This window comes from Burkholderia catarinensis (assembly GCF_001883705.2).
GTDB classification, from domain to species: Bacteria; Pseudomonadota; Gammaproteobacteria; order Burkholderiales; family Burkholderiaceae; genus Burkholderia; species Burkholderia catarinensis.
The window spans coordinates 333365-357467 of the sequence record NZ_MDEQ02000001.1; the positions used below are offsets into that span (position 1 = coordinate 333365).

25 protein-coding genes are annotated in these 24103 nt (G+C 68.8%); 12 read left to right on the plus strand and 13 right to left on the minus strand.

The annotated features are described in order from the left end of the window. The first annotated feature begins 199 nt into the window (after positions 1-199). The 3 genes from BFF94_RS01460 to BFF94_RS01470 all read left to right on the plus strand — a co-directional run bounded on the left by BFF94_RS01460 (position 200) and on the right by BFF94_RS01470 (position 3876). Complete coding sequence (locus tag BFF94_RS01460) at positions 200-1117, plus strand: metal-dependent hydrolase (RefSeq protein WP_219138882.1); 918 nt, start codon at positions 200-202, stop codon at positions 1115-1117. A gap of 452 nt (positions 1118-1569) precedes the next feature. Then, on the plus strand, positions 1570-3042 hold the full coding sequence (locus BFF94_RS01465; protein WP_128842433.1) for a sigma-54 dependent transcriptional regulator: 1473 nt from the start codon (positions 1570-1572) through the stop codon (positions 3040-3042). Positions 3043-3627: 585 nt separating this feature from the next. Beyond that, the gene (locus BFF94_RS01470) at positions 3628-3876 is read left to right on the plus strand and encodes a hypothetical protein (RefSeq protein ID WP_128842434.1); all 249 of its coding nucleotides are present in this window, start codon (positions 3628-3630) and stop codon (positions 3874-3876) included. Positions 3877-4089: 213 nt separating this feature from the next. Here the strand turns inward: BFF94_RS01470 and BFF94_RS01475 are convergent, their stop codons facing one another. Beyond that, positions 4090-4872 carry an ABC transporter substrate-binding protein gene (locus tag BFF94_RS01475; RefSeq protein WP_128842435.1) on the minus strand — a complete coding sequence of 261 codons (783 nt, stop codon included), beginning with the start codon at positions 4870-4872 and terminating at the stop codon, positions 4090-4092. A gap of 235 nt (positions 4873-5107) precedes the next feature. On the opposite strand from BFF94_RS01475, the gene BFF94_RS01480 reads away from it, so the two are divergent. Continuing rightward, positions 5108-5527, plus strand: a complete 420-nt coding sequence (locus BFF94_RS01480) for an MbcA/ParS/Xre antitoxin family protein (protein WP_114180560.1) — start codon at positions 5108-5110, stop codon at positions 5525-5527. Between the two features lie 2 nt (positions 5528-5529). Then, entirely contained in the window at positions 5530-6225 is a 696-nt protein-coding gene (locus BFF94_RS01485; protein ID WP_128842436.1) for an RES family NAD+ phosphorylase, read from the plus strand. A 54-nt stretch (positions 6226-6279) separates the two neighbouring features. On the opposite strand, the gene BFF94_RS01490 is transcribed toward BFF94_RS01485, so the two are convergent. Further along, positions 6280-7011 carry a metallophosphoesterase gene (locus BFF94_RS01490; RefSeq protein WP_128842437.1) on the minus strand — a complete coding sequence of 244 codons (732 nt, stop codon included), beginning with the start codon at positions 7009-7011 and terminating at the stop codon, positions 6280-6282. 139 nt (positions 7012-7150) lie between these two features. Between BFF94_RS01490 and BFF94_RS01495 the strand changes: the two genes are divergently transcribed. Then, a complete protein-coding gene (locus BFF94_RS01495) occupies positions 7151-7804 on the plus strand; it encodes a DUF1345 domain-containing protein (protein WP_128842438.1) in 654 nt (217 codons plus the stop codon). A 6-nt stretch (positions 7805-7810) separates the two neighbouring features. On the opposite strand, the gene BFF94_RS01500 is transcribed toward BFF94_RS01495, so the two are convergent. Next, positions 7811-8479 carry a glutathione S-transferase gene (locus BFF94_RS01500; protein WP_128842439.1) on the minus strand — a complete coding sequence of 223 codons (669 nt, stop codon included), beginning with the start codon at positions 8477-8479 and terminating at the stop codon, positions 7811-7813. Between the two features lie 107 nt (positions 8480-8586). Next, a complete protein-coding gene (locus tag BFF94_RS01505) occupies positions 8587-9294 on the minus strand; it encodes a class I SAM-dependent methyltransferase (RefSeq protein ID WP_128842440.1) in 708 nt (235 codons plus the stop codon). Between the two features lie 307 nt (positions 9295-9601). Between BFF94_RS01505 and BFF94_RS01510 the strand changes: the two genes are divergently transcribed. Then, positions 9602-11254, plus strand: coding sequence for a DUF3459 domain-containing protein (locus tag BFF94_RS01510; protein WP_128842441.1), 1653 nt, complete (start codon positions 9602-9604; stop codon positions 11252-11254). A gap of 78 nt (positions 11255-11332) precedes the next feature. Here the strand turns inward: BFF94_RS01510 and BFF94_RS01515 are convergent, their stop codons facing one another. The 5 genes from BFF94_RS01515 to BFF94_RS01535 form a co-directional block, all read right to left on the minus strand. Continuing rightward, positions 11333-11917, minus strand: a complete 585-nt coding sequence (locus BFF94_RS01515; protein WP_219138884.1) for a thiamine phosphate synthase — start codon at positions 11915-11917, stop codon at positions 11333-11335. A 22-nt stretch (positions 11918-11939) separates the two neighbouring features. Continuing rightward, positions 11940-13283 (minus strand): hemolysin family protein, encoded by a 1344-nt coding sequence (locus BFF94_RS01520; protein WP_128842443.1) that lies wholly within the window; start codon positions 13281-13283, stop codon positions 11940-11942. Between the two features lie 77 nt (positions 13284-13360). Further along, positions 13361-14140, minus strand: coding sequence for a sensor histidine kinase (locus BFF94_RS01525; protein ID WP_128842444.1), 780 nt, complete (start codon positions 14138-14140; stop codon positions 13361-13363). Positions 14141-14207: 67 nt separating this feature from the next. Continuing rightward, positions 14208-15131, minus strand: coding sequence for a DMT family transporter (locus tag BFF94_RS01530; RefSeq protein WP_128842445.1), 924 nt, complete (start codon positions 15129-15131; stop codon positions 14208-14210). Positions 15132-15172: 41 nt separating this feature from the next. Continuing rightward, positions 15173-16030, minus strand: a complete 858-nt coding sequence (locus tag BFF94_RS01535; protein WP_219138886.1) for a LysR family transcriptional regulator — start codon at positions 16028-16030, stop codon at positions 15173-15175. 109 nt (positions 16031-16139) lie between these two features. Here BFF94_RS01535 and BFF94_RS01540 point away from each other — a divergent pair, with 109 nt between their 5' ends. The 3 genes from BFF94_RS01540 to BFF94_RS01550 all read left to right on the plus strand — a co-directional run bounded on the left by BFF94_RS01540 (position 16140) and on the right by BFF94_RS01550 (position 19170). Further along, positions 16140-16523 carry a tautomerase family protein gene (locus BFF94_RS01540; protein WP_047901420.1) on the plus strand — a complete coding sequence of 128 codons (384 nt, stop codon included), beginning with the start codon at positions 16140-16142 and terminating at the stop codon, positions 16521-16523. 127 nt (positions 16524-16650) lie between these two features. Next, positions 16651-18285, plus strand: a complete 1635-nt coding sequence (locus BFF94_RS01545) for a CHAD domain-containing protein (protein ID WP_219138887.1) — start codon at positions 16651-16653, stop codon at positions 18283-18285. A gap of 48 nt (positions 18286-18333) precedes the next feature. Further along, entirely contained in the window at positions 18334-19170 is an 837-nt protein-coding gene (locus tag BFF94_RS01550) for a TOBE domain-containing protein (protein WP_219138888.1), read from the plus strand. Positions 19171-19337: 167 nt separating this feature from the next. On the opposite strand, the gene BFF94_RS01555 is transcribed toward BFF94_RS01550, so the two are convergent. The 4 genes from BFF94_RS01555 to BFF94_RS01570 all read right to left on the minus strand — a co-directional run bounded on the left by BFF94_RS01555 (position 19338) and on the right by BFF94_RS01570 (position 22424). Next, complete coding sequence (locus BFF94_RS01555) at positions 19338-20039, minus strand: sulfate/molybdate ABC transporter ATP-binding protein (RefSeq protein WP_128842068.1); 702 nt, start codon at positions 20037-20039, stop codon at positions 19338-19340. A gap of 64 nt (positions 20040-20103) precedes the next feature. Next, positions 20104-20781 (minus strand): molybdate ABC transporter permease subunit, encoded by a 678-nt coding sequence (gene modB / locus BFF94_RS01560; RefSeq protein WP_219138890.1) that lies wholly within the window; start codon positions 20779-20781, stop codon positions 20104-20106. A 10-nt stretch (positions 20782-20791) separates the two neighbouring features. Continuing rightward, complete coding sequence (gene modA / locus BFF94_RS01565) at positions 20792-21589, minus strand: molybdate ABC transporter substrate-binding protein (protein ID WP_219138891.1); 798 nt, start codon at positions 21587-21589, stop codon at positions 20792-20794. 136 nt (positions 21590-21725) lie between these two features. Continuing rightward, positions 21726-22424, minus strand: a complete 699-nt coding sequence (locus tag BFF94_RS01570) for a phosphatase PAP2 family protein (RefSeq protein ID WP_128842067.1) — start codon at positions 22422-22424, stop codon at positions 21726-21728. Positions 22425-22671: 247 nt separating this feature from the next. On the opposite strand from BFF94_RS01570, the gene BFF94_RS01575 reads away from it, so the two are divergent. Both BFF94_RS01575 and BFF94_RS01580 read left to right on the plus strand, forming a co-directional pair. After that, positions 22672-23781, plus strand: a complete 1110-nt coding sequence (locus BFF94_RS01575; protein ID WP_128842066.1) for an extracellular catalytic domain type 1 short-chain-length polyhydroxyalkanoate depolymerase — start codon at positions 22672-22674, stop codon at positions 23779-23781. 81 nt (positions 23782-23862) lie between these two features. Further along, positions 23863-24039 (plus strand): DUF3563 family protein, encoded by a 177-nt coding sequence (locus BFF94_RS01580; RefSeq protein ID WP_128842065.1) that lies wholly within the window; start codon positions 23863-23865, stop codon positions 24037-24039. Positions 24040-24103 lie beyond the last annotated feature (64 nt).

Sequence of the window (24103 nt, forward strand, 5' to 3'; positions counted from 1 at the left end):
TGCCTTTTTTTCGACCTTTCCGACCGTGCCCTGTTTGGAAGCGCGCATCTACCGCGCGGCTTGCGCGTGCCGGCGCGGGCAGCCTATCTTTACATTTGTCGATGTCAAGATTTTGGCGGTGCGCGACGCGCCGCCCGGGCCTGCGCCGGCCGTGTCGGATGACGCGCCGGGCCGCTCCGGAACAAGGAGAACGATGAACATGAAGTCAGCCGCTTCCGCCACCGCAGCCGGGATCGTGCCGGTGCGCCGCGACCTGCGCTTCGACCTGCCGGTCGAACGCGCGAAGGACTGGCATGGCCTCGGGTCGCACGTGACCCATTTCTTCAACGCGCTGTCGCTGCTGTTCCCGGCCGGCGAGCGTTTCTTCATGGATTCGGTGCGCAATTATCGCGACCGGATCGACGATCCCGTACTGAAGCAGCAGGTGCTCGGTTTCATCGGTCAGGAGGCGATGCATACGCGCGAGCACGCCGAATACAACGAACTGATGCAGGCGAACCGCCTGCCCGCGCGCAAGCTCGACAAGCGCGTGTGGACGGTGCTCGGCTACATGAAGCGCACGCTGCCGCATTCGGTGCAGCTCGCGCATACGGTCGCGGCGGAACACTACACGGCGATGCTCGCCGACTGGCTGCTGCGCGACCCGACGCGCCTCGAAGGCTCGGTCGAGGGCTACCGCCAGATGTGGATATGGCATGCGCTCGAGGAAACCGAACACAAGGCCGTGTCGTTCGACGTATGGAACACCGCGATGAAGCCGGGGCTGCGCCGCTACCTGATCCGCATCGGCGTGTATCTGCTGACGACGCTGACGTTCTGGCCGACCGTGTTCCTGATGCACGCGACGCTGCTGTGGCGCGATCGCGGCGCCGGCCATCACGTGCGCGGCATGCTGCGCACGATCGCGTTCCTGTACGGGCCCCGTCGCGGGTTGTTCCCGCGCATCGCCGGCGAATGGCTGAGCTTCTTCCGGCCGGGCTTCCATCCGTGGGATCACGACAATCACCACCATCTCGCGCGGATCGATGCGCTCGCCGCCGCCTACGGCGAACACGGCGGCCCGCCGGCCGGCCGCGGCCGCGCGAACGCGCCGGCGCCGCTCGCGTCGGGCCGCTGACCGGCCGCCGCGCCACCGTGCGCGGGGCCGGACCGCGCATGTTGCGTGCGTGCATCAGCCGGCTTCATCTGACGATTGACCGAAGTCAATCGAAATCGGTTGCACCGGCGGTTGCGCGCCCGGCCGACCGGTTGCGCACGCATCCGCCGGCGAGCCGGTTTTGCGTGCGCCGCATCGCACGCGAACGCCGCGCGCCAGCACCGGCGCGGCTTTGCGCACAGGGCGCCTGCTCGCTCCGGCTGCGCGTCGCACCTGCTACCGGGATAACACCCATCTAGCCGCACGGCTGCCGCGTCGATATACCGTTCATGACAACGTTCGCCCTTGTGCACTATTCGTGCGCAGGGGGATTTTATTCGGACGGAAATGCGGCCAATATGTCGGTTCGATCGTGGTCCGTCTCACGCGGCGGCGAGCCGGCGCGCGATACCAACGCCAAGCGGGGAACAACGATGGTTGCAAGGTCACCCGACGCAAACGGGCACGCGGCGCCCGAGATGACGGACGTGTCCGTCACCGCTCCCGAGGCCGGACGCAAGCTGTTCGTCATCATGCGTTCGCCCGACGAGCCGTTGCTGGCGCAACTGCGCGGGCTCGGCTGGGAGATCGCGGTCGCGAAAACGGCCGGTGCCGCGCAGAACATGACCTCCGGCGTAAGCGTCGCCGCCGGGCTGGTCGATTTTACCGGGTTCACGTCGCGCGACTATCCCGCGCTGAAGGCGTGCCTGAGCCAGCCGGCGATCGGCTGGATTTCCATCGCGCAGGCCGGCATCACGATCAGTCCTGCCGTGCGCGAACTGATCCGCAGCTATTGTTTCGATTACGTGACGCTGCCGCTGCCCCACGAATGGATTTCGCACGTGCTCGGTCATGCGCGCGGTATGGCCGCGCTCGATCGCGTCGACGGCGCGGCCTATGCGGCGTCGATCGGCGAACACGGGATGATCGGCAACTGCGAGGCGATGCAGCAGCTGTTCAGCACGATCCGCAAGGTCGCGAAGACCGACGCGAGCGTGTTCATCTCCGGCGAGTCGGGCACCGGCAAGGAACTGACGGCGCTCGCGATTCACGAGCGTTCCGGCCGCGGCAAGGGGCCGTTCGTCGCGATCAATTGCGGCGCGATTCCGCATCACCTGTTGCAGTCGGAACTGTTCGGCTACGAGCGCGGCGCGTTCACCGGCGCGAACCAGCGGCGCGCGGGGCGGATCGAGTCGGCGAACGGCGGCACGCTGTTCCTCGACGAGATCGGCGACATGCCGGTCGAAAGCCAGGCGAGCCTGTTGCGCTTCCTGCAGGAAGGGAAGATCGAGCGGCTCGGCGGGCAGGAGTCGATCGCGGTCGACGTGCGGATCATCTCGGCCACGCACGTCGATCTCGACGGCGCGGTCGAGGCCGGGCGCTTCCGCGCGGATCTCTATCACCGCCTGTGCGTGCTGCGCATCCACGAGCCGCCGCTGCGCGCGCGCGGCAAGGACATCGACATCCTCGCGCACTACGTGCTGCAGAAATACAAGGCCGACAGCGGCCGCAAGATCAGCGGCTTCACGTCGGCGGCGCTCGACGCGATGCGTCGCTACGAGTGGCCGGGCAATGTGCGCGAGCTGATCAACCGCGTGCGGCGCGCGATCGTGATGGCCGAGAGCCGGCTGCTGACGCCGCACGATCTCGGGCTCGACACGCCCGGTGAAACCGAACCCGTGACGCTCGAACAGGCGAGGGCGCTCGCCGAGCGCACCGCGATCGAGAACGCGCTGCTGCGCAACGATCACCGGATCAACAGGGCCGCCGCCGAACTCGGCATTTCGCGCGTGACGCTCTACCGGATGATGATCGAGCACGGGCTGAACGATCACGACAACAACGGCGACAACGGCGGCCACGACGGCGCGCCGTCCGGCGACGCGGGGCATCAGCGGGTCGGTTGAGCGGCGCGCGCCGGGTTTCCCGCATGGCCGTGCGATCGGCCGGGCCCGGCACTCGCCGGGCCATCCGGAGACGGCCTGCGGCCCCCGTCGTGCCGCCGACGGCATGTAAAGCGCATGAAACATTTCGTCTCGGCACCCGGGCGAATTTTCGCGGCAAATCGGGCCGACCGGCCGGACGTCCATCGGTAAAAATTCCGTAGCCCATTGTTCAGCCTTATCCGGCAAGGCCGGGCCGCGACGCGGCCGGTGCATGCCGCGCGCCGCGTGTTTCAGTTTCGCAACCGCCCGCCTTCCGCGCCTGTTCCGGCCGCGACGCTACCCGATCAACCCCTTGTCCGGACGGCCTTGCGCGATGCTGGCCCGCTCCTTGCAACGGTGAGCGTGCGAGAGTCGACGACGCGAGGTCCGTCCGGTCCGGCAGCGAACCCTGCCGGTACCGGCCAGGGCGCGGTACGCGGGGGTGCGGCGGCGGAACGCGGCGCAGCAGCCGCGTTCCGGCGAGCACGGAACGTCGTCGTCTGATCGTCGGGGCACCGGCATCGTCCGGCTGCCGGAACAAGCACAGACTGAAGACGGGGTAGAAAAATGATCGATCACTACACGCTGCGGCCGGCAGGCCGTGATCGCAGCGATTCGGGGCATCGCCGGTCGAACGTCGCTCTCGCAGCCGGCCGGCATGCATCGACAGGCCATCTCTGCGCACCCGGTGCGAGGCGGATCCGGCTGGTTGCCGGTCATCCGCGCCGGGTCGGCACTTTCCTGCACGCCAACCCGATCCGCAAGGGCATGTGCGCACGGGCGCCGATACCCCGGCGCCCGATCTTCGCGTATTGATTGAAGTCGCACGATATCCGGTCGCGTCGGGCATCGTTCCCGCGAACGATTGATCTGCAATCCGAATGAGGATCGAAGCGTCGTGCTGCACGCGCGACGGATGAAGCATTCGATGCGACGGCGAACGGCGCAATGCCGTTGCCGTCCGGTGGTGAGGGGAGGGCGGTCGGACGCGCGCGACGGGCGTGGCACCCGTACGCGCGCGACGCCGTTTCAACTGCCGTAGATGTCGAAGTCGAAGTACTTCGACGCGAGCCGCTTGTAGGTGCCGTCCTTGACCATGTCGACGATCGCGCGATCGATCTTCGCCTTCAGGTCGGTGTCTTCCTTGCGCAGCCCGATGCCGGCGCCGATGCCGAGCACCTTCTCGTCGACGAGCTCGGGACCGACGAACGCGTAGTTCGCGCCGCGCGGCGATTTCAGGAACCCGATCGCCGCCTGCACTTCATCCTGAAGCGCCGCGTCGAGGCGGCCCGAGGTCAGGTCCGCGTACACGCCGTCCTGGTTCTGGTACGACACGACGTTCGCGCCTTGCTTGCCCCAGTACGCCTTCGCATACGTTTCCTGCGTCGTGCCCTGCTCGACGCCGATCGATTTGCCCTTCAGCGATTCGGCCGTCGGCAGCAGCGGCGAGCCCTTCTTCACGACGAGCCGCGTCGGCTGGTTGTAGATCTTCGTCGTGAAGCCGATCTGCTGCGCACGCTGCGGCGTGATCGACATCGACGACAGCACCGCGTCGAACTTCTTCGCCTTCAGCGCCGGAATCATCCCGTCGAAATCGTTCTCGAGCCACACGCACTTCGCTTTCAGGCGCGCGCAGATCTCGTTGCCGAGGTCGATGTCGAAACCGACGAGCTTGCCGTCGGGCGCCTTCGACTCGAACGGTGCGTAGCTGGCATCGGTGCCGAAGCGGATCGTGGTCCAGTCCTTCGCGACGGCGGGGCCTGCGGATACCGCGAGCAGGGCGATCGAAACAGCGGCAATCAGTCTCTTCATGGTTGCGTTCCTTGGCGTGGTGCTTCCGGTTTCTGTGCGACACGGTTCCACGGACACGAACCGCGTCTCGACGCGGCGTCCGCACGGCCATTAACGCAGAAAATAAAATAAGAGTCCAGAATGGACAAAAAATATCGATTTACCGGATGCACGGGCCGGTCCGCGGGTGTCGACCCTTGCAAAAATGCGAAAATGGACTAATCTTGTTAGTAGATTCATTTCGAGACTAACGATCATGTCACAACCCGCCTACGATTCGCATTCCGCCCCGCCGCAGGCTTCGGTCGCGCAGATGTCGGCGGCCGGCCTGCGTGCGTTTTTCAACATCGCGCGCGACTGGGCGCTGACGATCGACGAGCAGATCGTGCTGCTCGGGTCGCCCGGCCGTTCGACGTTCTTCAAGTGGAAGGCCGCGCCTGAATCGGCGCGCCTGCCGCGCGATACGCTCGAGCGGCTATCGCTGCTGCTCGGCATCTACAAGGCGCTGCAGATCCTGCTGCCGCAGCCGGCCGCGGCCGACGCATGGGTCAAGCGGCCCAACGACGCGGCGCCGTTCGGCGGCAAGCGCGCACTCGACCGGATGCTGGCCGGCAACGTCGGCGATCTGGTCGCCGTCCGGCAATATCTCGACGCGATGCGAGGTGGCTGGGCGTGACGATGACGATCGAAGCAAAACAATGGCCCACGACCGCCGTCGACTGGGCACCCGCCTATCGCGTGATCCCCACCCGTTTTCCGGCGATCAACCTGTTCGACCGCGTTGCATCGGCGGACGATTTCGACGCGCTCTACGCGCTCGAATCGCTGACCAACGACCGCATCCGCAACGAAGTCGGCACGCTCGACCTCGTGCCGCCCGCCGAGCGCCGCTACGGGCTGGGCTGGGGGCCGATCATGGCCGCGTTCACGCACCTGAATCCGCAGGGCAGCCGCTTTTCCGACGGCAGCTACGGCGTGTTCTACTGCGCCCGCTCGCGCGATACGGCGATCGCCGAAACGCGCTATCACGGCGCGCTGTTCCTGGCCGCGACGAAGGAGCCGCCGATGCGCCAGCAGATGCGGCTCTACACGGTGTACGCGCAGGGTGACGTGGCCGACGTGCGCACGTGGCCGCAGCGCGATCCCGCGTTGCTCGACCCGCTCGATTACGGCCCGGGGCAGGCGTTTGCGCGCAAGGTGCGCAACGCGGGCGCCGCAGGGATCGTCTATCCGTCGGTGCGCGACCCGCGTGGCGAGTGTCTGGCGGCGTTCCGCACCACGCTGCTGCGCGACTGCCATCACGCGGCCTATCTCGAATACAACTGGAACGGCTCGGCCGTCGACGCGGTGTTCGAACTGAACCAGGTCGGCTAGCGTTTTCTCGGGGGGGCGATGTGGACACGAACGCGAGGGGCAAGCGCGAGGGCGTCAGGGCAGCGGCCAGTCGCCCGCGTGGCGTTCGCGCGCCTCGGCCTGCGTCATCGACCACGTGCTGCCGGTGCGCGGCTCGGCGAGCGTGAGCCGCCCGGACGGCGCGAAAGCGCCGGTGTCGATGAACCACTGCGCGCCGATCCGCTGCGGCGCGCGCACGGGCGTGTGTCCGCTGCAGGTCAGCGACAGTCCGGCCTGCAGCGCCGGATCGGCGAGCCCCTGGACGAGATCGCGGCCCCAGATCAGCCGTTCGCGCACGTCGTGCGAATAGCTGCCCGTGTCGAGGTCGGCATCCGAGCCGAAGAATTCCGCATGCAGCACGTTGAAGCGCTCCGGGCCGTCGCCGATTACGCGCACCAGCGGCAGCGCGTCGATGCGCGCCGCATGCGCGTGCAGCCGTTCCGGCGGCAGGTCGGCGCCCCAGTCGCCGCCGATCCCGCGCCACGCGTCGGGCGACAGCTTGCCGTGCGACACGAGGCTCAGCACTTCCTCGTGATTGCCGCGCACGACGTGGCACCACGGGCGGTCGAGCAGTTCGAGCGCGGTTTCGGAGGCGGGGCCGCGGTCGACGAGGTCGCCGACCGAGAACAGGCGGTCGCGAGCCGGATCGAAGCGGATGTCGTGCAGCAGCGCGCGCAGCACGTCCACGCAGCCGTGCAGGTCGCCGACGACGAAGTCGCGGCCGGCCGGGTTCGCGGGATGGCGGCAGAGGGGGGCGGTGGCAGTCATCCCCTTATCTTAGGCGCTCGTGCCCATCGCCACGTCACGACGGAATAGCGATAATCGGGGCGCGGTACCCGCGGGCACGGCGCAGCGGGCCGTCCCGCGCGCCGGCCGAACCCTTTCCATTCGCTTTCGGAATCACACGATGACGTTTTATCCGCAGGTATTACGCAACCGGCCGCGCATGGTCGCCGCGTTCGTCGCCGGCGCGCTGTGCGCGGCGCTGCTGCCGGTTTCGCTGCGTCCGACCGCGCGTGCGCTGATCGGCTGGGATTGCGCGATCTGGCTGTATCTCGCGCTGATGTGGGTGCGCATGGTCACCGCGCATCATCACCAGGTGCGCGAAATCGCGATCCGCGAGGATGAAAACGCGACGACCGTGCTGACCGTCGTGTGCCTCGCGACCGTCGCAAGCGTCGCCGCGATCGCGATCGAGCTCGCGACCGCCAAGAGCGTCGGCTTCCGCGCGGGGCTCGGCCATTACGCGATCACGGGCGCGACGCTGTTCGGCGCGTGGTTCCTGATCCCGACGATCTTCACGCAGCACTACGCGCGGCTCTATTACGGCTCGCCGGGCAACGACCGCGCGCTGCGTTTCCCGGACCGGAACCCCGAACCCGATTACTGGGATTTCCTGTATTTCTCGTTCACGCTCGCGGTCGCGTCGCAGACCGCCGACGTGTCGCTGGCGAACCGCTCCGCGCGGCGCTCGGTGCTCGCGCAGTCGATCCTGTCGTTCTACTTCAACATGGCCGTGCTCGGGCTGTCGATCAACGTCGCGGCCGGCTTGCTGAGTTGACGCGGCCTACTTGAGCAGTTCGTACGGGCCGCCGCGTTCCAGCGCCCGCCGATACGCGGGCCGCGCGTGGATCGCGTCGAGAAAGCGCGCGATCGCGGGGTGCCGGCTGCTGCCGCCGCGCGCGGTCGCGGCTTCGAGCGGAAAGCTCATCTGGATGTCGGCCGCGCTGAAGCCGTCGCCGACGAACCAGCCGGTGCGGCTCAACGTATCGTCGAGATAGCCGAGATGCAGTGCGATCTGCGGATCGACGAAGCCCGACTGCAGCGTCGTGGCGATCTTGCGTGCGATCGGCCGCGCGAAGAACGGCATCGGCGCATGCGCGATCCGCAGCGCGACGAGCTTGAGCAGCAGCGGCGGCATCGCCGACCCTTCCGCGTAGTGGAGCCAGTACGTGTAGTCGTGCCGCTCGGGCGTGCCGGGCGGCGGCGCGAGGCGCCCGTTGCCGTAGCGTTCGACCAGGTACTCGATGATCGCGCCCGATTCGGCGAACGTGCGGCCGTCGTCGGTGACGACGGGCGACTTGCCGAGCGGATGGATCGCGCGCAACTCGGGCGGCGCGAGCATCGTTTTCGGATCGCGTTCGTAGCGCACGATCTCGTACGGCACATCCAGTTCTTCGAGCAGCCAGAGCACGCGCTGCGAGCGCGAGTTGTTCAGGTGATGGACGGTGAGCATGTCGACGCCGGAAGGGGGGCGGGAACGACATCATACCGAGCGCGCGCGGCGCGCACGCGAAAACGCATTGCGCGCCGTTTCGAGCCGTTTCGAGCCGCTTCGATCCGTTATGCGCGCCGCACCGCGATCCACGCACCCCAGAACAGGCTTGCGAAAAAACGCAGCGGCGCATCGAAGCCCGCTTCGCGCAGCAGACCGAAAACGGCGTCCTCGGAAGCCGGCGGATCGGCGCCCTGCAGGATCTTCGCGAGTTGCGCGCGCACGGCGTCGGGCGTGGCGCCTTTCATGCGCCAGCGCTGCTGCCACGCGTCGAGCAGGCGAGGGTGGTCCGCGTAGCGGCGATGGTTGCCGGCGAGCACGAGCGGCGCGCCGGGTTTCAGGCGCCGTGCAATCGCGTGCAGCAGTTCGGCCTTCGCAGCGTCGCCCGGGACATGATGCAGCACGCCGATCAGCGTCGCGCCGTCGAACGCCGGCACGTCGGGCAGCGCATCGACGCCGCCCTCGACGAACGCCGTGCGCGCGTCGCAGCCCGCGGCTTCGACGTTCGAGCGCGCGAGCGCGAGCATCGGCGCGGACGGGTCGACGGCCGTGAACCGCCAGCCCGGTTCGAGCGCGGCCGCGATGCAGATTTCCTGCCCCGTGCCGCCCGCGCCCGCGACGAGGATTCGTGCATCGGGCGTACCGATCGCCGACGCGAGCATGCACGCGGTGAGTTCGTGGCAGGCATCGTAGCCGGCGAGCGCGATGCGCGATTGCTCGGCGTATTCGTGCGCGCGCGCCGGATCGAATTTCGCGGCGCTGGAGGGAAGCGACATGACGGGTTCCTCGGGTCGGGTGCGGACGACGTGTCCGCGAGCATGGCGCAGAGCGTAAGCGGGCGCGGCCGGCGCAACAAGGCGAGCGGTCATTCCGGTATCCCGACTACCCGACTCGTCGGCACGCGCCGGCTTGCCGGTTTTCCGGGGGTCGATTCGCATTTAAAAATGTCCGGACACGTTGCATCGAGGTAGCGAATCCGGCGCATACTCGTTTCTCTCCCCCCGCCTGGCCATCGCATGCCGGGCCCCGATGCGCCGCACCGCTGGCGCGGCCATGCCGCTCGGCAAGCACAAGGAGCGCATGATGTCCGATTGTCCGCACGATCCGTATGCGCAGCACTACATTCATTGCTTGCCGTTCGGCGCGCAGCCCTGTGGCTCGCTGTGCACGACGCCGCGCACGCATTTTCGCGTGTGGGCGCCGGGCAGCACGCAGGTCCAGATCGAACTCGATACCGGCTACGGTCCGATGCTCGTCCCGATGATGCCCGCCGGCCCGAACTGGTTCGAAGTCTTCGCCGACTGCGGCGCGGGCGTGCGTTACCGCTATCGTCTCGACGATGCCGTGTCGATTCCCGATCCCGCGTCGCGCTCGCAACCCGAAGGGCTCAACGGCCCGAGCGAGGTCGTCGATCCGCGCGCGTTCACGTGGCGCAACACGTTCTGGCGCGGGCGTGCGTGGGAAGACATCGCGCTCTACGCGATTCGCCCGCACGCGGTGGGCGGCTTCGACGGCGTGCGTCGCCGCCTGCCGCAACTCGCACGCCTCGGCGTGACCGCGCTGGAGTTGCTCGCGTCGCCGCACGACAGCCTGCCGTTCGCGCCGCTTGCGGCCGAAGGCGGTCCCGATGCGCTGAAGGCGCTGATCGACGACGCGCACGGCCATGGTCTTGCGGTGTTGCTGGAGCTCGACTATGCGCGCTTCGGCAGCGGCACCGACGCGCTGCGCCACTACGCGGTGCCGTTCTTCCATACGCGCGACGATCCGCTGCAGGCCGCGCCACTTGCGCTCGATCATCCGGAAGTCTGCGATTTCTTCTGCGACAACGCGCTGTACTGGATCGACGAATACCGTTGCGACGGGCTGCGCCTGCGCGAGGCCGACCGGATCGGCGTGTCGTGGCTGCGCGAGATCGCGGACCGCGTGCGCGCGGGCGTGCCCGCCGACCGGCTGATCCATCTCGTGCTCGGCAGCGAGCGGCATCCGGCGCATCTCGCCGATACCCATTTCGATGCGCAGTGGAACGGTTGCGGCGAACGCGCGCTGCACCGGCTGACGGGGCGCGAAGGGGCGGCCCATGAAGGGATTTCCGCGCACCAGTCGATCCATACGCTCGCCCGTGCGCTGACCGCGGCCGGAGCCGCGTTCCAGCCGGCCGCGTCGACAGAAGGCATGGCCGCCGACAGCGCGCTGTCGCTGACGTCGCTCGTGCTGTCCGATGGCGTGTGGCATGACAGCGGCCGGGACGACCACGCGCAGGAGGCCGGCCTGGCCGCGCTCGCACTGTCGCTGCTCACGCCGCAGATCCCCATGATCTTCGACGAAACCGCGCGCGACATCGATCGCGCGCATTTCGTGCAGTCGGCGCTCGCGGTGCGCGCGAAGCTGATCTCGCCGCGGTTGTCCGATTGCCGGCCGCAGGACGCGCATGCACTGAAGGCGGACGGCGACGGCGATGCCGACGCGCTGTGCGCATCATGGCGGCTCGCCGACGACGAGACATTGACGATCGCATTGAACCTGTCGCCCGATGCGGTGCCGTTCGATGCACCGAGAGGGCGGATCGTGTTCGAGACGCCGGGGCGCGCGCGCGACCGGGTCGATGAAGGGGAATTGCCGCCGTATTCGCTCGTCGCGTGGCTGACGGGCGACGTCAACCGGTACGCGCTCACGCACGACGTGCGGCGCATCGACGACGGCTCATGGCGCGGGATGCGTCCGAACCTGAACGCATGAGCGTGTGAAAGCGTGAGCGCGTGAATGTCCGAACGGCGGGCGCATTGGCACCCGGCCGTGCTGCAGGCATTCCCCGATCTACCAGAACCCGCGAATGCCCGCGACGCCGTACGCGCCGTGGCGGCGCGCGTCGTCGAGGTGCGCGCGCGTCATTCCGCCGAGCGCGAAGACCGGCATCGCGGCCTGCGCGGCCAGCGCGTCGAATCGCGTCCAGCCGAGCGTCGGCGCGCCGGGATGGCTGAGCGTCGGCAACACGGGCGACACCGTGACGAAATCCGCGCCGGCGCGTGCGGCCAGCAGCAGGTCGTCGCGCGTGTGGCAGGCGGCGGACACCCATCTTCCGGCCGGCAACGGCCGCCGCGCGGCGGCGCGCAATGCCGTGCCGTCGAGATGCCAGCCGGCGCCGTCGAGCCGCATGACGCCGGCCGCATCGATCGGGCCGTTCAGCATCAGGTGCGCGCCGGCCGCGTCGCAGCGCGCGAGCGCGGCGGCGGCGAGTTGCGCGAACGTAGCCGCGTCGAGCGATTTCACGCGCAGTTGCACGAGCGTTTCACCGCGCGCAAGCACGGCCGAAAGCCGGTCGAGGAACGCCGCGCAATCGGCTGCCGACGCGGACGCCGGTTCCGGCGTGATCACGCAGCAGCGCGGCAGCGTCGCGTTCATCGCGTGCGGCGAAGCGGGGCCGTCATTCGTCGGCCTCTTTCACGACTTTCGGATAGACGCGCACGAGTACGATGCGCGGCCCGTTCATCTTCTTCACGACGACGTCGAAGCGGTCGAACGACACGCGCTGCCCTTCGGTCGGCAGGTCGCTGAGCGCCTGGATCACGAGGCCGCCGACCGATTCCGCGCGGCCTTCGTCGATGTCGATGCCGAGCGCCTGTTCGAGCGACACGACGGGCAGGCTGCCCTTGCCCATCAGCGTGCCGTCATCGAGGCGGCTCCAGTCGGCGTCGCCCTGGCGGAACTCGTCGTGGATCTGGCCGACCAGCGCGCCGAGCAGGTTGTCGAGCGTCAGGAAGCCGATCGGCTTCTCGCTCTTGTTGCCGACCAGCGCGAAGTGCGGCGCGCCCTTGCGGAAGCGGCGGAACAGGTCGAGCGCCGGGGTGTCGGGCCTCACGTACTGCACCGGGCGCACGTAGTCGGACAGGTCTTCGAGCGCCGCGCCCGCGTGACGCGCGAGCAGCAGGTCCTTCAGGTGGATCAGCCCGCTCACCTGTTCGCGCGACGCATCCTCGAACAGCGGATAGCGGCTGAAGCGGTGCCGCGCGACGATCTCCATGTTGTCGGGCAGCGGCAGGTCGCGCCGCAGCCCGATCATTTCATGGGCCGGCCGCATCAGGTCCGACACGGTCATCGACGAAAAATCGAGCGAATGCGCGAGCGTGTTCCACTCGTCGTTGCTGTACGTGCCGCGCGCCGGCTGTGCCGCGTTGCCGGCCGTGCTGCGGCGGCTGCGCAGGATCAGCTTCAACTCGTCGGTCGAGTAGTGCGCGTCGCCGCCGTGGTCGGCCGACAGCCCCGCGAGCCGGAGCACCGCGTTGGCGCTGTTGTTGAGCACCCAGATCGCCGGATACATCGCCCAGTAGAACGCATAGAGCGGCAGCGCGACCCACAGGCCGACCTTCTCGGACTGGCGGATCGCCATCGATTTCGGCGCAAGCTCGCCGACGACGATGTGCAGGAACGAGATCAGCGAGAACGCGAACACGAGCGAGATCAGGTGCACGACGCGTTCGGACTCCACGCCGATCAGGTCGAGCAGCGGGCCGATCAGTTGCGCGAAGGCCGGTTCGCCGACCCAGCCGAGGCCGAGCGACGCCAGCGTGATGCCGAGCTGGCACGCGGAAAGATACGCGTCGAGCCGGCTGTGCACGATGCCGAGGATGCGGCCGCGCAGGCCGTGCTTGCGGGCCAGTGTCTTGACGCGCGTCGCGCGCAGTTTGACGAGGCCGAATTCGGCCGCGACGAAGAACCCGTTCAGGGCCACCAGGAACAACGCGCCGATGAGCGCGAAGATCTGTAACAAAGAATCGCTCCGGTTATGACAGACCCATCAGTATAGGGCCGGAAAGGAATTTGTAATGTCTTGGGGCGGCCGACCGCTTACACCGGCGCCTCGCAGGGGACGGAGAACGTGATGACGGTTGCCGCGCCGTCGGTGAACGCGGTATGCGAAAACGCGCCGCCGTGCGCGAGCGCGACGCGCTGGCAGAGCGCGAGCGCCCAGGCGCTCCGCTTTGCGTCGCGCTCGCGCAGCATCTCGCGCCGCGCGAACGCTTCGAACGCGTGCGGTTGCGCGGGATCGGCGAGCGCGTCGGCGCTCACGGTGCAGGTGGCGCGCGCGACGAACTGCGCGCCGTCGCGCGTGCACGCGAACGTCACGCGGCCGCCGGCGGCGCTGGCTTCGACGGCCGCCGTCAGCATGGTCCAGAGCGCCTGCGCGATGCGTTCGCGGTCGGCGACCAGCGACGGCTCGCCGTCGGGCAGCGTCGCGTCGAGCGCGACTTGCCGTGCGTCGGCGAGCGCAAACCGGACAAGCGCGATCGAATCGTCGAGCAGCGCGCGCAGCGCGAATGGCTGCGGTGCGATCGCGAGCGTGCGCGTTTCCGCGCGCGGCGCATCGAGCACGTCGTCGATCAGCGCGACCTGCTGGTCGATGCCCGTGCGGATGCCGGCGAGCGCGCGCTGAAGGTTGGGGTCGGCGTTGGCGAGCTGGCGCTCGAGCACGTACGCCCAGCTATGCATCGCGTTCAGCGGGCTGCGCAGGTCGTGAGACGCGGTGGAGAGCGCCTGGTCGCGCAGGAACAGCGCCGCCTGGGTGGCGTAATGCGCTGCGCGTTCGCGCAGCAGGTCGGCGGCGGGATCGGCGGAGATGGACGTCACGGAGCAGGCCTGTCGGAAGCGGTTGGCGTGGAAGTCACGCGAACCGCCATTATAGGGACGGTGCGTGTCACGCCGGCAGCGCGTCCTCGTCCTTTTTCGGTGCGTCGCGGTTCGGCAGCAACTGGCACGCGAGCAGGCCGGCCAGCATCAGTGCGCAGCCGACGAGTGCGCGCGGCGTGAGCGTTTCGCCGAGCGCGGCCCAGCCGGCGATTGCCGCGAACACGCCTTCCGTGCTGAAGATCACGGCCGCGTGCGCGGGCGCCGCGTCGCGTTGCGCGACGACCTGCAGCGTATAGCCGACGCCGACCGACAGCAGCCCGCCGTACAGCAGCGTCGGCAGCGCGCCGCGCAGCATCGCGACGCCGACCGGCTCGACGGCGAGACCGACCGCGAGGCACGCCACGCCGCATACGACGAACTGCAGGAACGCGAGCACGAGCGGATCGTGGCGTTTCGCGAGATGGCCGACGGCCATCACGTGCGCGGCGATGACGACGGCGCCCGCGAGCTGGAACCAGTCGCCGTAGAGCACCGAGAAATGCTCGTCGATGCTGAGGAAATACAGGCCGATCGCCGCGAGCAGCGCGCCGAACCACGTGCCCGCGCCGATCCGGTGACGCGCGAACACGCCCATCAGCGGCACGATCACGACGTACAGCGAGCTGATGAAGCCCGCGTTCGCGACCCGCGTGTACTGCAGGCCGAACTGCTGCATCGAGATCGACACGGCGAGCAGCCCGCCGAGCGCGAGGCCCGGCAGCAGCAGCGCCGGTTCGCGGCGGATCGCCGCGAGCTGCGCGCGCGACGCCGTGTTGAGCATCAACAGCGGCACCAGCACGAGTGCGCCGAGCAGGAAGCGCAGCCCGGTGAACAGGAACGGCCCGATCACGTCGAGGCTCAGGCGTTGCGCGACGAAAGCGGAACCCCAGATCGCAGCGGCGGCGAGCATCAGCAGGTTGGCGCGGAGGTGCTTGCGGGCTTCGGGTTTCATCGGAATTTGTCTGGAGATTGCGGGCGGCGAAACGCGATAGCTTACGCCGAGATTGCAAGGCTGTCGGCAAACCTGCGCAATGCAGCGGCCGCGCGTGCGTCGCGCACGCGCGAATACAGCACGACTTGCGACTGCGGCAGCGGCGGCAGGCCGAATTTCGCGCCGACGTCGACCAACGTGCGCGGTGCGACGCGCCGTGCGAGCGGGCAGACGGCGAGCCCCGCCGCCGCGGCCGCCGTCACCGCCGCGACACCGCCGCCCGTAAAGCGCTCGCGCCACGGCCGACCCGCATGGTCGAGCGCGCGCAGCGCAGCGGCGCGCACGCCGCACGGGCCGGCCAGCACCGCGAGCGGCAGCGGTTCACCCGCGCGCGGCGCCCAGTCCGGTGCGGCGAGCCAGGCCAGCGGTTCGGTGAACAGCAGCGTGCCGTCGTCGCGCGGCGGGTCCTCGCCGGGCTCGTGCCGCACGATCGCCGCGTCGAGCCGGCGTTCGTCGTATTGCGCGAGCAGGCCCGCCGACATCCCGAGATGCATTTCCAGCGACAGCCCCGGATCCTGCCGGTGCAGGCTCGTGAGCACGGCCGGCAGGTCGGGCACCGCGACGTGCTCGCTGACGCCGAGCGACAGGCGGTGCGTGCCGGCCGAGATCGCGCCGAGCGCGTGGTCGTGCGCGTCGAGCAGCACCCGGGCGGCCGGCAGGAAGTTCTCGCCGTCGGCGGCCAGCTTGACCACGCGCGGCGTGCGCGCGAGCAGCGGCTTGCCGAGATGTGCTTCCAGCCGCTTCAGCTTCAGGCTGACGGCCGATTGCGTGGTGCCGAGCGCCTCGGCGGCGCGCGTGAAGCTGGCGAGGTCGGCGACCAGCACGAACGCGCGCACGGCATCGAGATCGAGTACTTTCATTTTTAACGTAAATGGATGAAATATTCATCGATGACTGTTCATTATAGATCGCCGGGGCTAACCTGACGCCGTGTTTCCGTTCTTCAACGTCACCGACAGGAGCAGGACCATGCCATTTACCCGTATCGCAGTACGCGAAGGCAAACCGGCCGCCTACCGCGCGGCACTCGTCGACGGCGTGCATCGCGCGCTGATGCACACGTTCAACGTGCCCGAGGACGACATCTTCATGGTCGTGACCGAGCATGCGGCCGAGAACTTCGTGTTCGGCCGCCATTACCTCGATATCGAACGCAGCGACGATCTCGTGATGATCCAGATCACCGCGAACAACACGCGCACGCTCGAGCAGAAGCGGGCGCTGTACCGGACGATCGCGGAGAACCTCGCGCAGCAGCCCGGCGTGCGGCAGCAGGACGTATTCATCAGTCTCGTCGAGGTGCTGAAGGAGGACTGGTCGTTCGGCAACGGCATCGCGCAATACGCCGTTTGATGTGCGACAGGGGCGACGGGGCCGGATCGTCGCCTGAGCGTTTTCGCGACGTGTACTATTGAAGTTGCTTCACGGACGACGCCGGTGCAGACGATGCGCCGGCGATTCTTCATGTGCAGGAGCCTCCATGTCGCGTGTGCTGGAAATCGTGTTGTCACTGTCGCTGGAAGGTTGGCCGGTCAAGGCTGCAAGTCGTGCTCGTGGCGCGCAGCGCGACTTCGGCGCCGAACTCGTGCGCGCGTGGCGGATCTGCCCGCAGGTCCGGATGCGTCGCGGCCATGAGCGCGTGACGATCGAGCCGTGCCAGGTCGAGGAGGCCGAGCCGAGCCCCGGCGCGAGCTGGTGGACCTGGGTCGAGTCGGGCGCGCATGGAAGGCGGGTCGTTGCATCCCGCACGAAGGCGTTCGCGCCGGGCGTCACGGCGCGCGAATTGTTCGACGCGGAGCATGCGGGGATCGTCGTCGCGATGCCGTTACCCGTACCCGCGACGCCCGCCGCAGCCGATACCGACGCGCCGACAGGCGAAGTCGATGGCGTCGCACCGGACGCCACCGCGCACTCGGCCGCCGCAGCGCAGCCGGAATCGTCGGCCCTGTGCCTCGTCAGCGAACGGCGGCGCGGACGGTGGGCCGACGACAGCGGCGTCGTGGTCGAGATGACGCTCGACGACGTCACGCTGCACGGCGGCGGCGAGCCGCCGCGCCGCTACGTCGAGTTGCGCCTCACCGCGCCCGACTGGGAAACCTTCGCCGCGCGCACGGCCGCGCTGCACGCGCTGTTCGCCGCGGCGCGCGAACTGAGCGGCGCATGGCCCGCATTCGTGCAACTGACGAGCGTGATCGATCGCGCCTGCGCGGGTGAGCCGGCCGCCGCCAAGCCGGTCAAGGCGCAGTTCGTCGACCTGGCCGGCATCCGCACGCAGCGCGCCGCGCTGTTCGCGCTGTCCGGCGACATCGTCGCGCAATGGCTCGGCAACGAGGGCGGCGTGCTCGATCGCGACGATCCCGAGTTCGTGCACCAGATGCGCGTCGCGCTGCGCCGCCTGCGCACGCTGATGCGCTTCTTCCCGCGCTTTGCCGACCGGCAATGGAAGGACACGTTCGGCGTCGACCTGCGCTGGCTTGCCGCGCTGCTCGGCACGGTGCGCGACTGGGACGTGTTCTCGACCGAAAGCCTGCCCGCGCTGATCGCGGCCGACGGCGGCGGTGCCGACTGGAACGGCACGCTCGACGCCGCGCGCGCGCAGTGCGTGGCCGCGCGCGTCGAGCTGCGGCAGGCGCTGCATTCGGCCCGCTACGCGCGGCTGACGCTCGGCTGGCTCGAATGGCTGAGCGCGCTTGCGCTGCCGCCTGCCGAAGGCGGCGACGCGCCGTCGCTGCGGCGTCACGCGACCAAGCGCGTGCGGCGGCTGTTCGGCCATCTTTACGCATCGCCGTCGCTCACGTCGCTCGACACGGCAGCGCGCCACCAGGTGCGGATCGACGCGAAGCGGCTGCGCTATGCGCTCGAATTCTTCGCGTCGCTGGCGTCGCGCCGCACGCGCAACGAGACGGTCAAGACGCTTGCGCGCGTGCAGAGCGTGCTTGGCGAAGCGAACGACACGATGGTCGCGCTGCATCATCTCGAGCAACTGGCTGCGCCGCCGTACCAGCTCGGTTTCGTGCGCGGCTACGGCGCGGCGCTCGAACAGCGCGCGGCGCGCGACGCCGAGGCGCTGCTGGCGAAGCTGCGTCCGCCGAAGCTCGACGGCAAGCCGCGTTGAGCGGCGCGCGCTGACTATAATGGCCGCCCCTTTTTCGTACGCATCCCGATGACCGACGCACCGCCTCCTTCCCCGTCCGCCGAACCGCTCGAACTGGGCGGCGAGCTGTGGCTGCGCGCCGGCGAGCAGACGCTCGGCGGCGCCACGCGCATCGCGCTGCTCGCGGCGATCGGCGACACCGGGTCGATCACGCGCGCGGCGAAGGCTGTCGGCCTCAGCTACAAGGCCGCATGGGATGCGGTCGACACGATGAACAACCTCGCCGGCGAACCGCTCGTCGCGCGTTCGACGGGCGGCAAGGGCGGCGGCGGCACGACGCTGACGCCGCGCGCGACGTCGCTGATCGCCGCGTTCCGCACGATCGAGCGCGAGCACCGCCGTTTCATCGAGGCCGCGAGCGCGGCCGTTGCCGGCTTCGACGTCGACTGGGCGCTGATCGGCCGGATCGGGATGAAGACCAGCGCGCGCAACCAGTTGTTCGGCAAGATCGCGTCGATCGTGCGCGGCACCGTCAACGACGAGGTGACGCTCACGCTGCCCGGCGGGCAGCCGGTCGTCGCCGTGCTGACGCACGAAAGCGCCGATGCGCTCGGCCTGCAGGCCGGCGCGGACGCATGCGCGCTGGTGAAGGCATCGTGGGTCGTGCTTGCGGTCGACGATGGCGGGCCCGACCTGAAGGTGTCCGCGCGGAACCGGCTGCGCGGCAGCGTCGAAGCCGTCGTGGCGGGGGCGGTGAACAGCGAAGTGACGCTGGCGCTCGACGGCGGCGGAACGCTGGCGGCCGTCGTCACCAACGACAGCGTCGATGCGCTGCAGCTCGGCGCAGGCCGGCGGGCGATCGCACTGTTCAAGGCGTCGAGCGTGATTCTCGCGGTGACGGGCTGACGGCGCGCGCAGGGCGGCGCGCGTCGGCGATCGTCTGAAAGACGGGGCGAAGCCGGCATCGCACAGCGTCTGCACGGCACCGGCTTCGTTTCCGTTTTCAGCTTATGCCGCCATGCGCGGCTTCTCTCAGGCCCCAACGTGCCTGCCACGACCACGGCCTCGCGCGTTCATGCGACGCGCGTCGGCCACTCGGCGTGCGGCGGTGTCGCCTGCACGCGTCCTTCGCTCAACTGCACGACCTGGTCGCCGAACGCGGCGACATCGTCGGGATCGTGCGAGATCAGCACCATCGGGATATCGAGCCGTGCCTGCAGTTCGGCCAGCTCGTGGCGCATGCGCTGGCGCATCGCGCTGTCGAGTGCCGCGAACGGTTCGTCGAGCAGCAGGATCCGGGGCTGCGCGACCAGCGCGCGCGCGAGCGCGACGCGCTGCTTCTGCCCGCCCGACAGTTGCGACGGATACTGTCCCGCGAGCGCTTCGAGATCGAATGCGTGCAGCCAGTACGCGACTTCGGGCGGCACCGTCTTCGCGCGCGGGTTGCGCAGCCCCGACATCAGCCCGAACGCGATGTTCTGGCGCACGTTCAGATGCGGAAACAGCGCGTAGTCCTGGAACAGGTACGCGACGCGGCGTTCGCGGGTCGGCACGTCGATGCGGCGCCCGGCGTCGAACAGCAGTTCGCCGTTCAGCGAGATCGTGCCTTCGTCGGGCGACAGCAGGCCGGCGATCGCCTGCAGCGTCATGCTCTTGCCCGCGCCGGACGGCCCGAACAGCACGACGCGCTGCGTCGTTGCCGTGAACGACAGGTCGAGCGTGAAGCGGCGCTCGGCGTTCGCGTAGGTCTTGCGGATGTCGACGACGAGGCTCATGCGGGCCTCCGCCGAAGCAACCGGGCCGCCGAACGACACAGGCGATACGAACGAGACAGGCGCTTCATGTCAGCTGACTCCGCCGGGCACGCGAAGGCACGAGCCAGCCGGTCGCGAGCAGCACGAGCACGCAGGTGATCGACGTCACCAGCACGAGGAAGTTGGCCGTGCTGTCGTCGCCGGCCTGCACGGCTGCATAGATTGCGACCGACAGCGTCTGCGTGCGGCCGGGCAGGTTGCCCGCGATCATCAGCGTCGCGCCGAACTCGCCGAGCGCGCGCGCGAACGCGAGCAGCGCGCCCGCGAGGATCCCGCGCGTGGCGAGCGGCAGCGTCACGCGGAAGAACACCGCGGTTTCGCCGAGCCCGAGCGTGCGCGCGGCGCGCTCGAGATGCGGATCGACGCCCTCGAACGCCGCACGCGCCGATTTCAGGATCAGCGGAAACGCGACGACCATCGACGCGATCACTGCGCCTTGCCACGTGAAGACGAGCTCGATGCCGAGCTTGTCGAGCCATGCGCCGAACACGCCGCGCCGGCCGAGCAGCACGAGCAGGTAATAGCCGAGTACCGTCGGCGGCAGTACGAGCGGCAGCGTCAGCAGCGAATCGACGACGTCGCGCAGCGGCGAACGCCAGCGCGCGAGCACGAACGCGGCTGCGACGCCGAGCACGATGTCGAGCGCGGTCGCCCAGCCGGCAACCTTCAGCGACAGCAGCAGCGGTACCCAGGCGTCTTGCATCGCGTTACGCTCACTTGCCCGCGGGCTTGAAGCCGAACGTCGACAGCACGGCCTGGCCCTGCGGCGACGAGACGAAATCGATGAACGACTGCGCCTGCGCGGCATGGCGGCTGTCCTTGACCACGGCGATCGGATAGGTGATGGCCGTCGTCGTCGGCACCGTCAGCGCGATTTTCACGCGGCCCGGCATGATCGCGGCGTCGGTGCCGAATACGAAGCCCGCATCGACCTCGCCGCGCGCGACGTAGTCGAGGCTCTGGCGCACGTTGGCGGCCAGCACGCCCTTCGCGCTGACGGCATCCCACACGCCGGCCGCGCGCAGCGCGCCTTCGGTGTAGCGGCCGACCGGCACCGACGCCGGGTCGCCGTACGCAATGCGCTTCACGCCGGGGGCGCTCAGGTCGTTCAGCGACGTCGGCGCGGCCGCGTGGCTGTCCGCCGGCACGATCAGCACGAGCGAGTTCGCCGCGAAATCGCGGCGCGTGCCGGGCACGATCACCTTTTCGTCGGCCGCGCGATCCATCGCCTTCTGGTCGGCCGAGGCGAACACGTCGGCCGGCGCGCCCTTGACGATCTGCTGCATCAGCACGTCCGACGCGCCGAAGTTGAACAGCACCTTGGTGCCCGGATGCTGCTTCTGGTACGCATCGCCGACGGCCTTGAACGCATTCGTCAGGCTCGCGGCCGCCGACACGACCAGCTCGTCGGCGGCGGAAGCCGGCGCGCTGAACGCGATGCCCGCGGCAAGCGTGGCGATCGGCAGCAGGCGGAGCAGGGTGCGGCGCAGCGGACGGACGGATGAGCGCATGGTCGGGTCGTTTGAATGGTTGGAAACCGTAATCGTAATATAGCGTGGGTTATAACGCTCGACATACCGCTCATGCGAAGGCACGCATGAAATGATCAGACCTGAAAAGGGGCGGGCGTGGCGGCCGGGCGGCGCGTCACGTATGCAGCATCTGCGACGACGATTCGGTGCGCTGCAGCGACGACGGCTGCGATGCAGGGCGGTAGTTCGGGTTGGTTTTCCAGCGCGCGCGGACGAACGGACGCTCGTGGCCCGACAGTTCCAGCGCGACCTTGGTGACCCAGCGGTGCGACGGCACCGTGATGCCGTGCAGCGCGACGGTGACGAGCGCGAGGCTCGCAACGACCGCGGGCACCGACCAGCGGTGCGGCACCGCGCGCCACGAACCGGCGATGAACGCGATCGCGGCGATCGCGCCGACGATGCAGCCGGTAATCGATTCGGACGGCGAATGTGCGTCGAGCGCGACGCGCGACACGCCGACCGCGATGCCGGCCGCGAGCCCGAGCGCGATGCCGGCGATCCGCACCGGCGTGCGTGCGCGGATCAGCATCAGGAAAATCGCGACCGGATAGACCGACGTCGACAGCATCGCATGGCCGCTGAACCCCGTGAAATCCCACGCGCGGATGCCGATGCCCCAGCCGAGGAACGCGATCTTCGTGAGCGCGACCACGCCGATCGCGGCCGCGAGCACGCCCAGCCACGCGGCCGCGCGTTGCCGCGAGTAGCCGAGCGCGAGCCAGACGGCGATCGTGATCGCGAGCGGCAAGGTCAGGCCGGCGCCGCCGAACGCGGTGATCATGATCCACAGGTGAGACGGCAGGTCGAACATCGGGAAGGGGACGAACGGGGCGGGGAGGATGCTTAAATCAACGCGCGAGCCGGGAAGAACGACTACAACGGATACAAGCGGCGAAGCCCCAGTATAGCGCCGCGTACGCATGAGGCCCGAATTTTGCGCCGCCGGGAATTATCCGCATGCAGGAAAAATCCCATAAACAATGTTATGGTGCATTGCACAAAGTCGAACGATGCATCCGTTGTGGTGCCCCCATTTTTCCTGACTGCGAGCCCGATCGATGACCAAAAGTCTGACCAAAGTGTGGGTGGGCGGCATGAAACGCATGCTGTCCCCGGCCACCAAGCGCACGGCGCGCGATGCGCAGCGCATGACACGCGACGCGCTCGAGGCGGCTGCCTCTCCCGCCGTATCCGATCTGTCCCCGTTGCGTGAGTCGCGCGTGCGTCCGCGTGCGGCCGCCTGGGCGGCGGGCGAGTGGACGCGCGGCGAACATCCGATGGCACCCGCGCTCGGGCGCCTCGTCCAGAATCTCGCGTACGGCCTCTACGTGCCGCCCGGCCGCCGGCGCGGCGCGATGCCGCTTGTCGTGATGCTGCACGGCTGCCAGCAGTCCGTCGACGAATTCGTGCAGGGCACGCGGATGAACCTGCTGGCCGACAAGCACGGCTTTGCCGTTTTGTATCCGGAGCAGTCGCTGCGCGCGCACGCGCACGGCTGCTGGCACTGGTATGAAGACACCGAGCGCGCGGGCCGCGGCGAGGCGAACACGGTTGCGTCGCTCGTCGATGCGCTCGTCGACGAGCACGGTTTCGACGCGTCGCGTGTCTACGTCGCGGGGCTGTCGGCCGGTGCGGGCCTCGCGTCGCTTCTTGCGCTGCACCATCCCGACCGCTTCGCGGCGGTGGCGCTGCACTCGGGCCCCGCGCTCGGCGAGGCGAATTCCGGCATCACCGCGATGGACGTGATGCGGCGCGGCCTGCGGCAGAACCCGGCCGCGGTCGTGGATGCGCTGGTCGAGGCCGACGTGTATCCGGGCATGCCCGCGCTGATCGTCCAGGGCGACGGCGACCACGTCGTCGCGCCGAAGAATGCCGATCAACTGACGGTGCAGTTCATGCGCCTGAATGGGCTGGCCGATAGCCGCGGCGCATTGCGCGGCGGCGAGCGGGTCGAGACGCGAGAAGCGGGTGCGCAGATCACCGATGTCTGCCGGGACGGCGAACCGGTCGTGCGGCTCTGCCGTGTGAAAGGGCTTGATCATGCGTGGGCCGGCGGCGACGAAGCCGTGCCGTTTCATGCGGCGGTCGGCCCCGATGCGAGCGCGATGATCTGGGCCTTTTTCGAAGCACATCGCCGCACTGTGGCGACCCAACCACGCACCGTCTGATCGACGCTGGCCAAAGCCTAGGGTTTTCCCTATAATTCGGGAAAACCCTAGTCAAAGAACCTTTGGATTGCGAGATCGAACATGTACCTGCTGAGCCACCTCTTCCTGATGCTGACCAAGAACGCTGAACAGGCCTCGAAAGAGCGCGCCGACGCGTACCTGGCCGAAGCGACCGACATCTACGATCTCGAATTCCGCATGCGCAAGATCGATCGCGAAGCGGCGATGAGCCGCCCGTATTCGATCGGCTCGCGCTAAGCCGCGCAGGGCGGGCCGGCCGGCCCGCCGTTCCGGCGAGTCACGCAAAAGGGCGCGTGCGGCT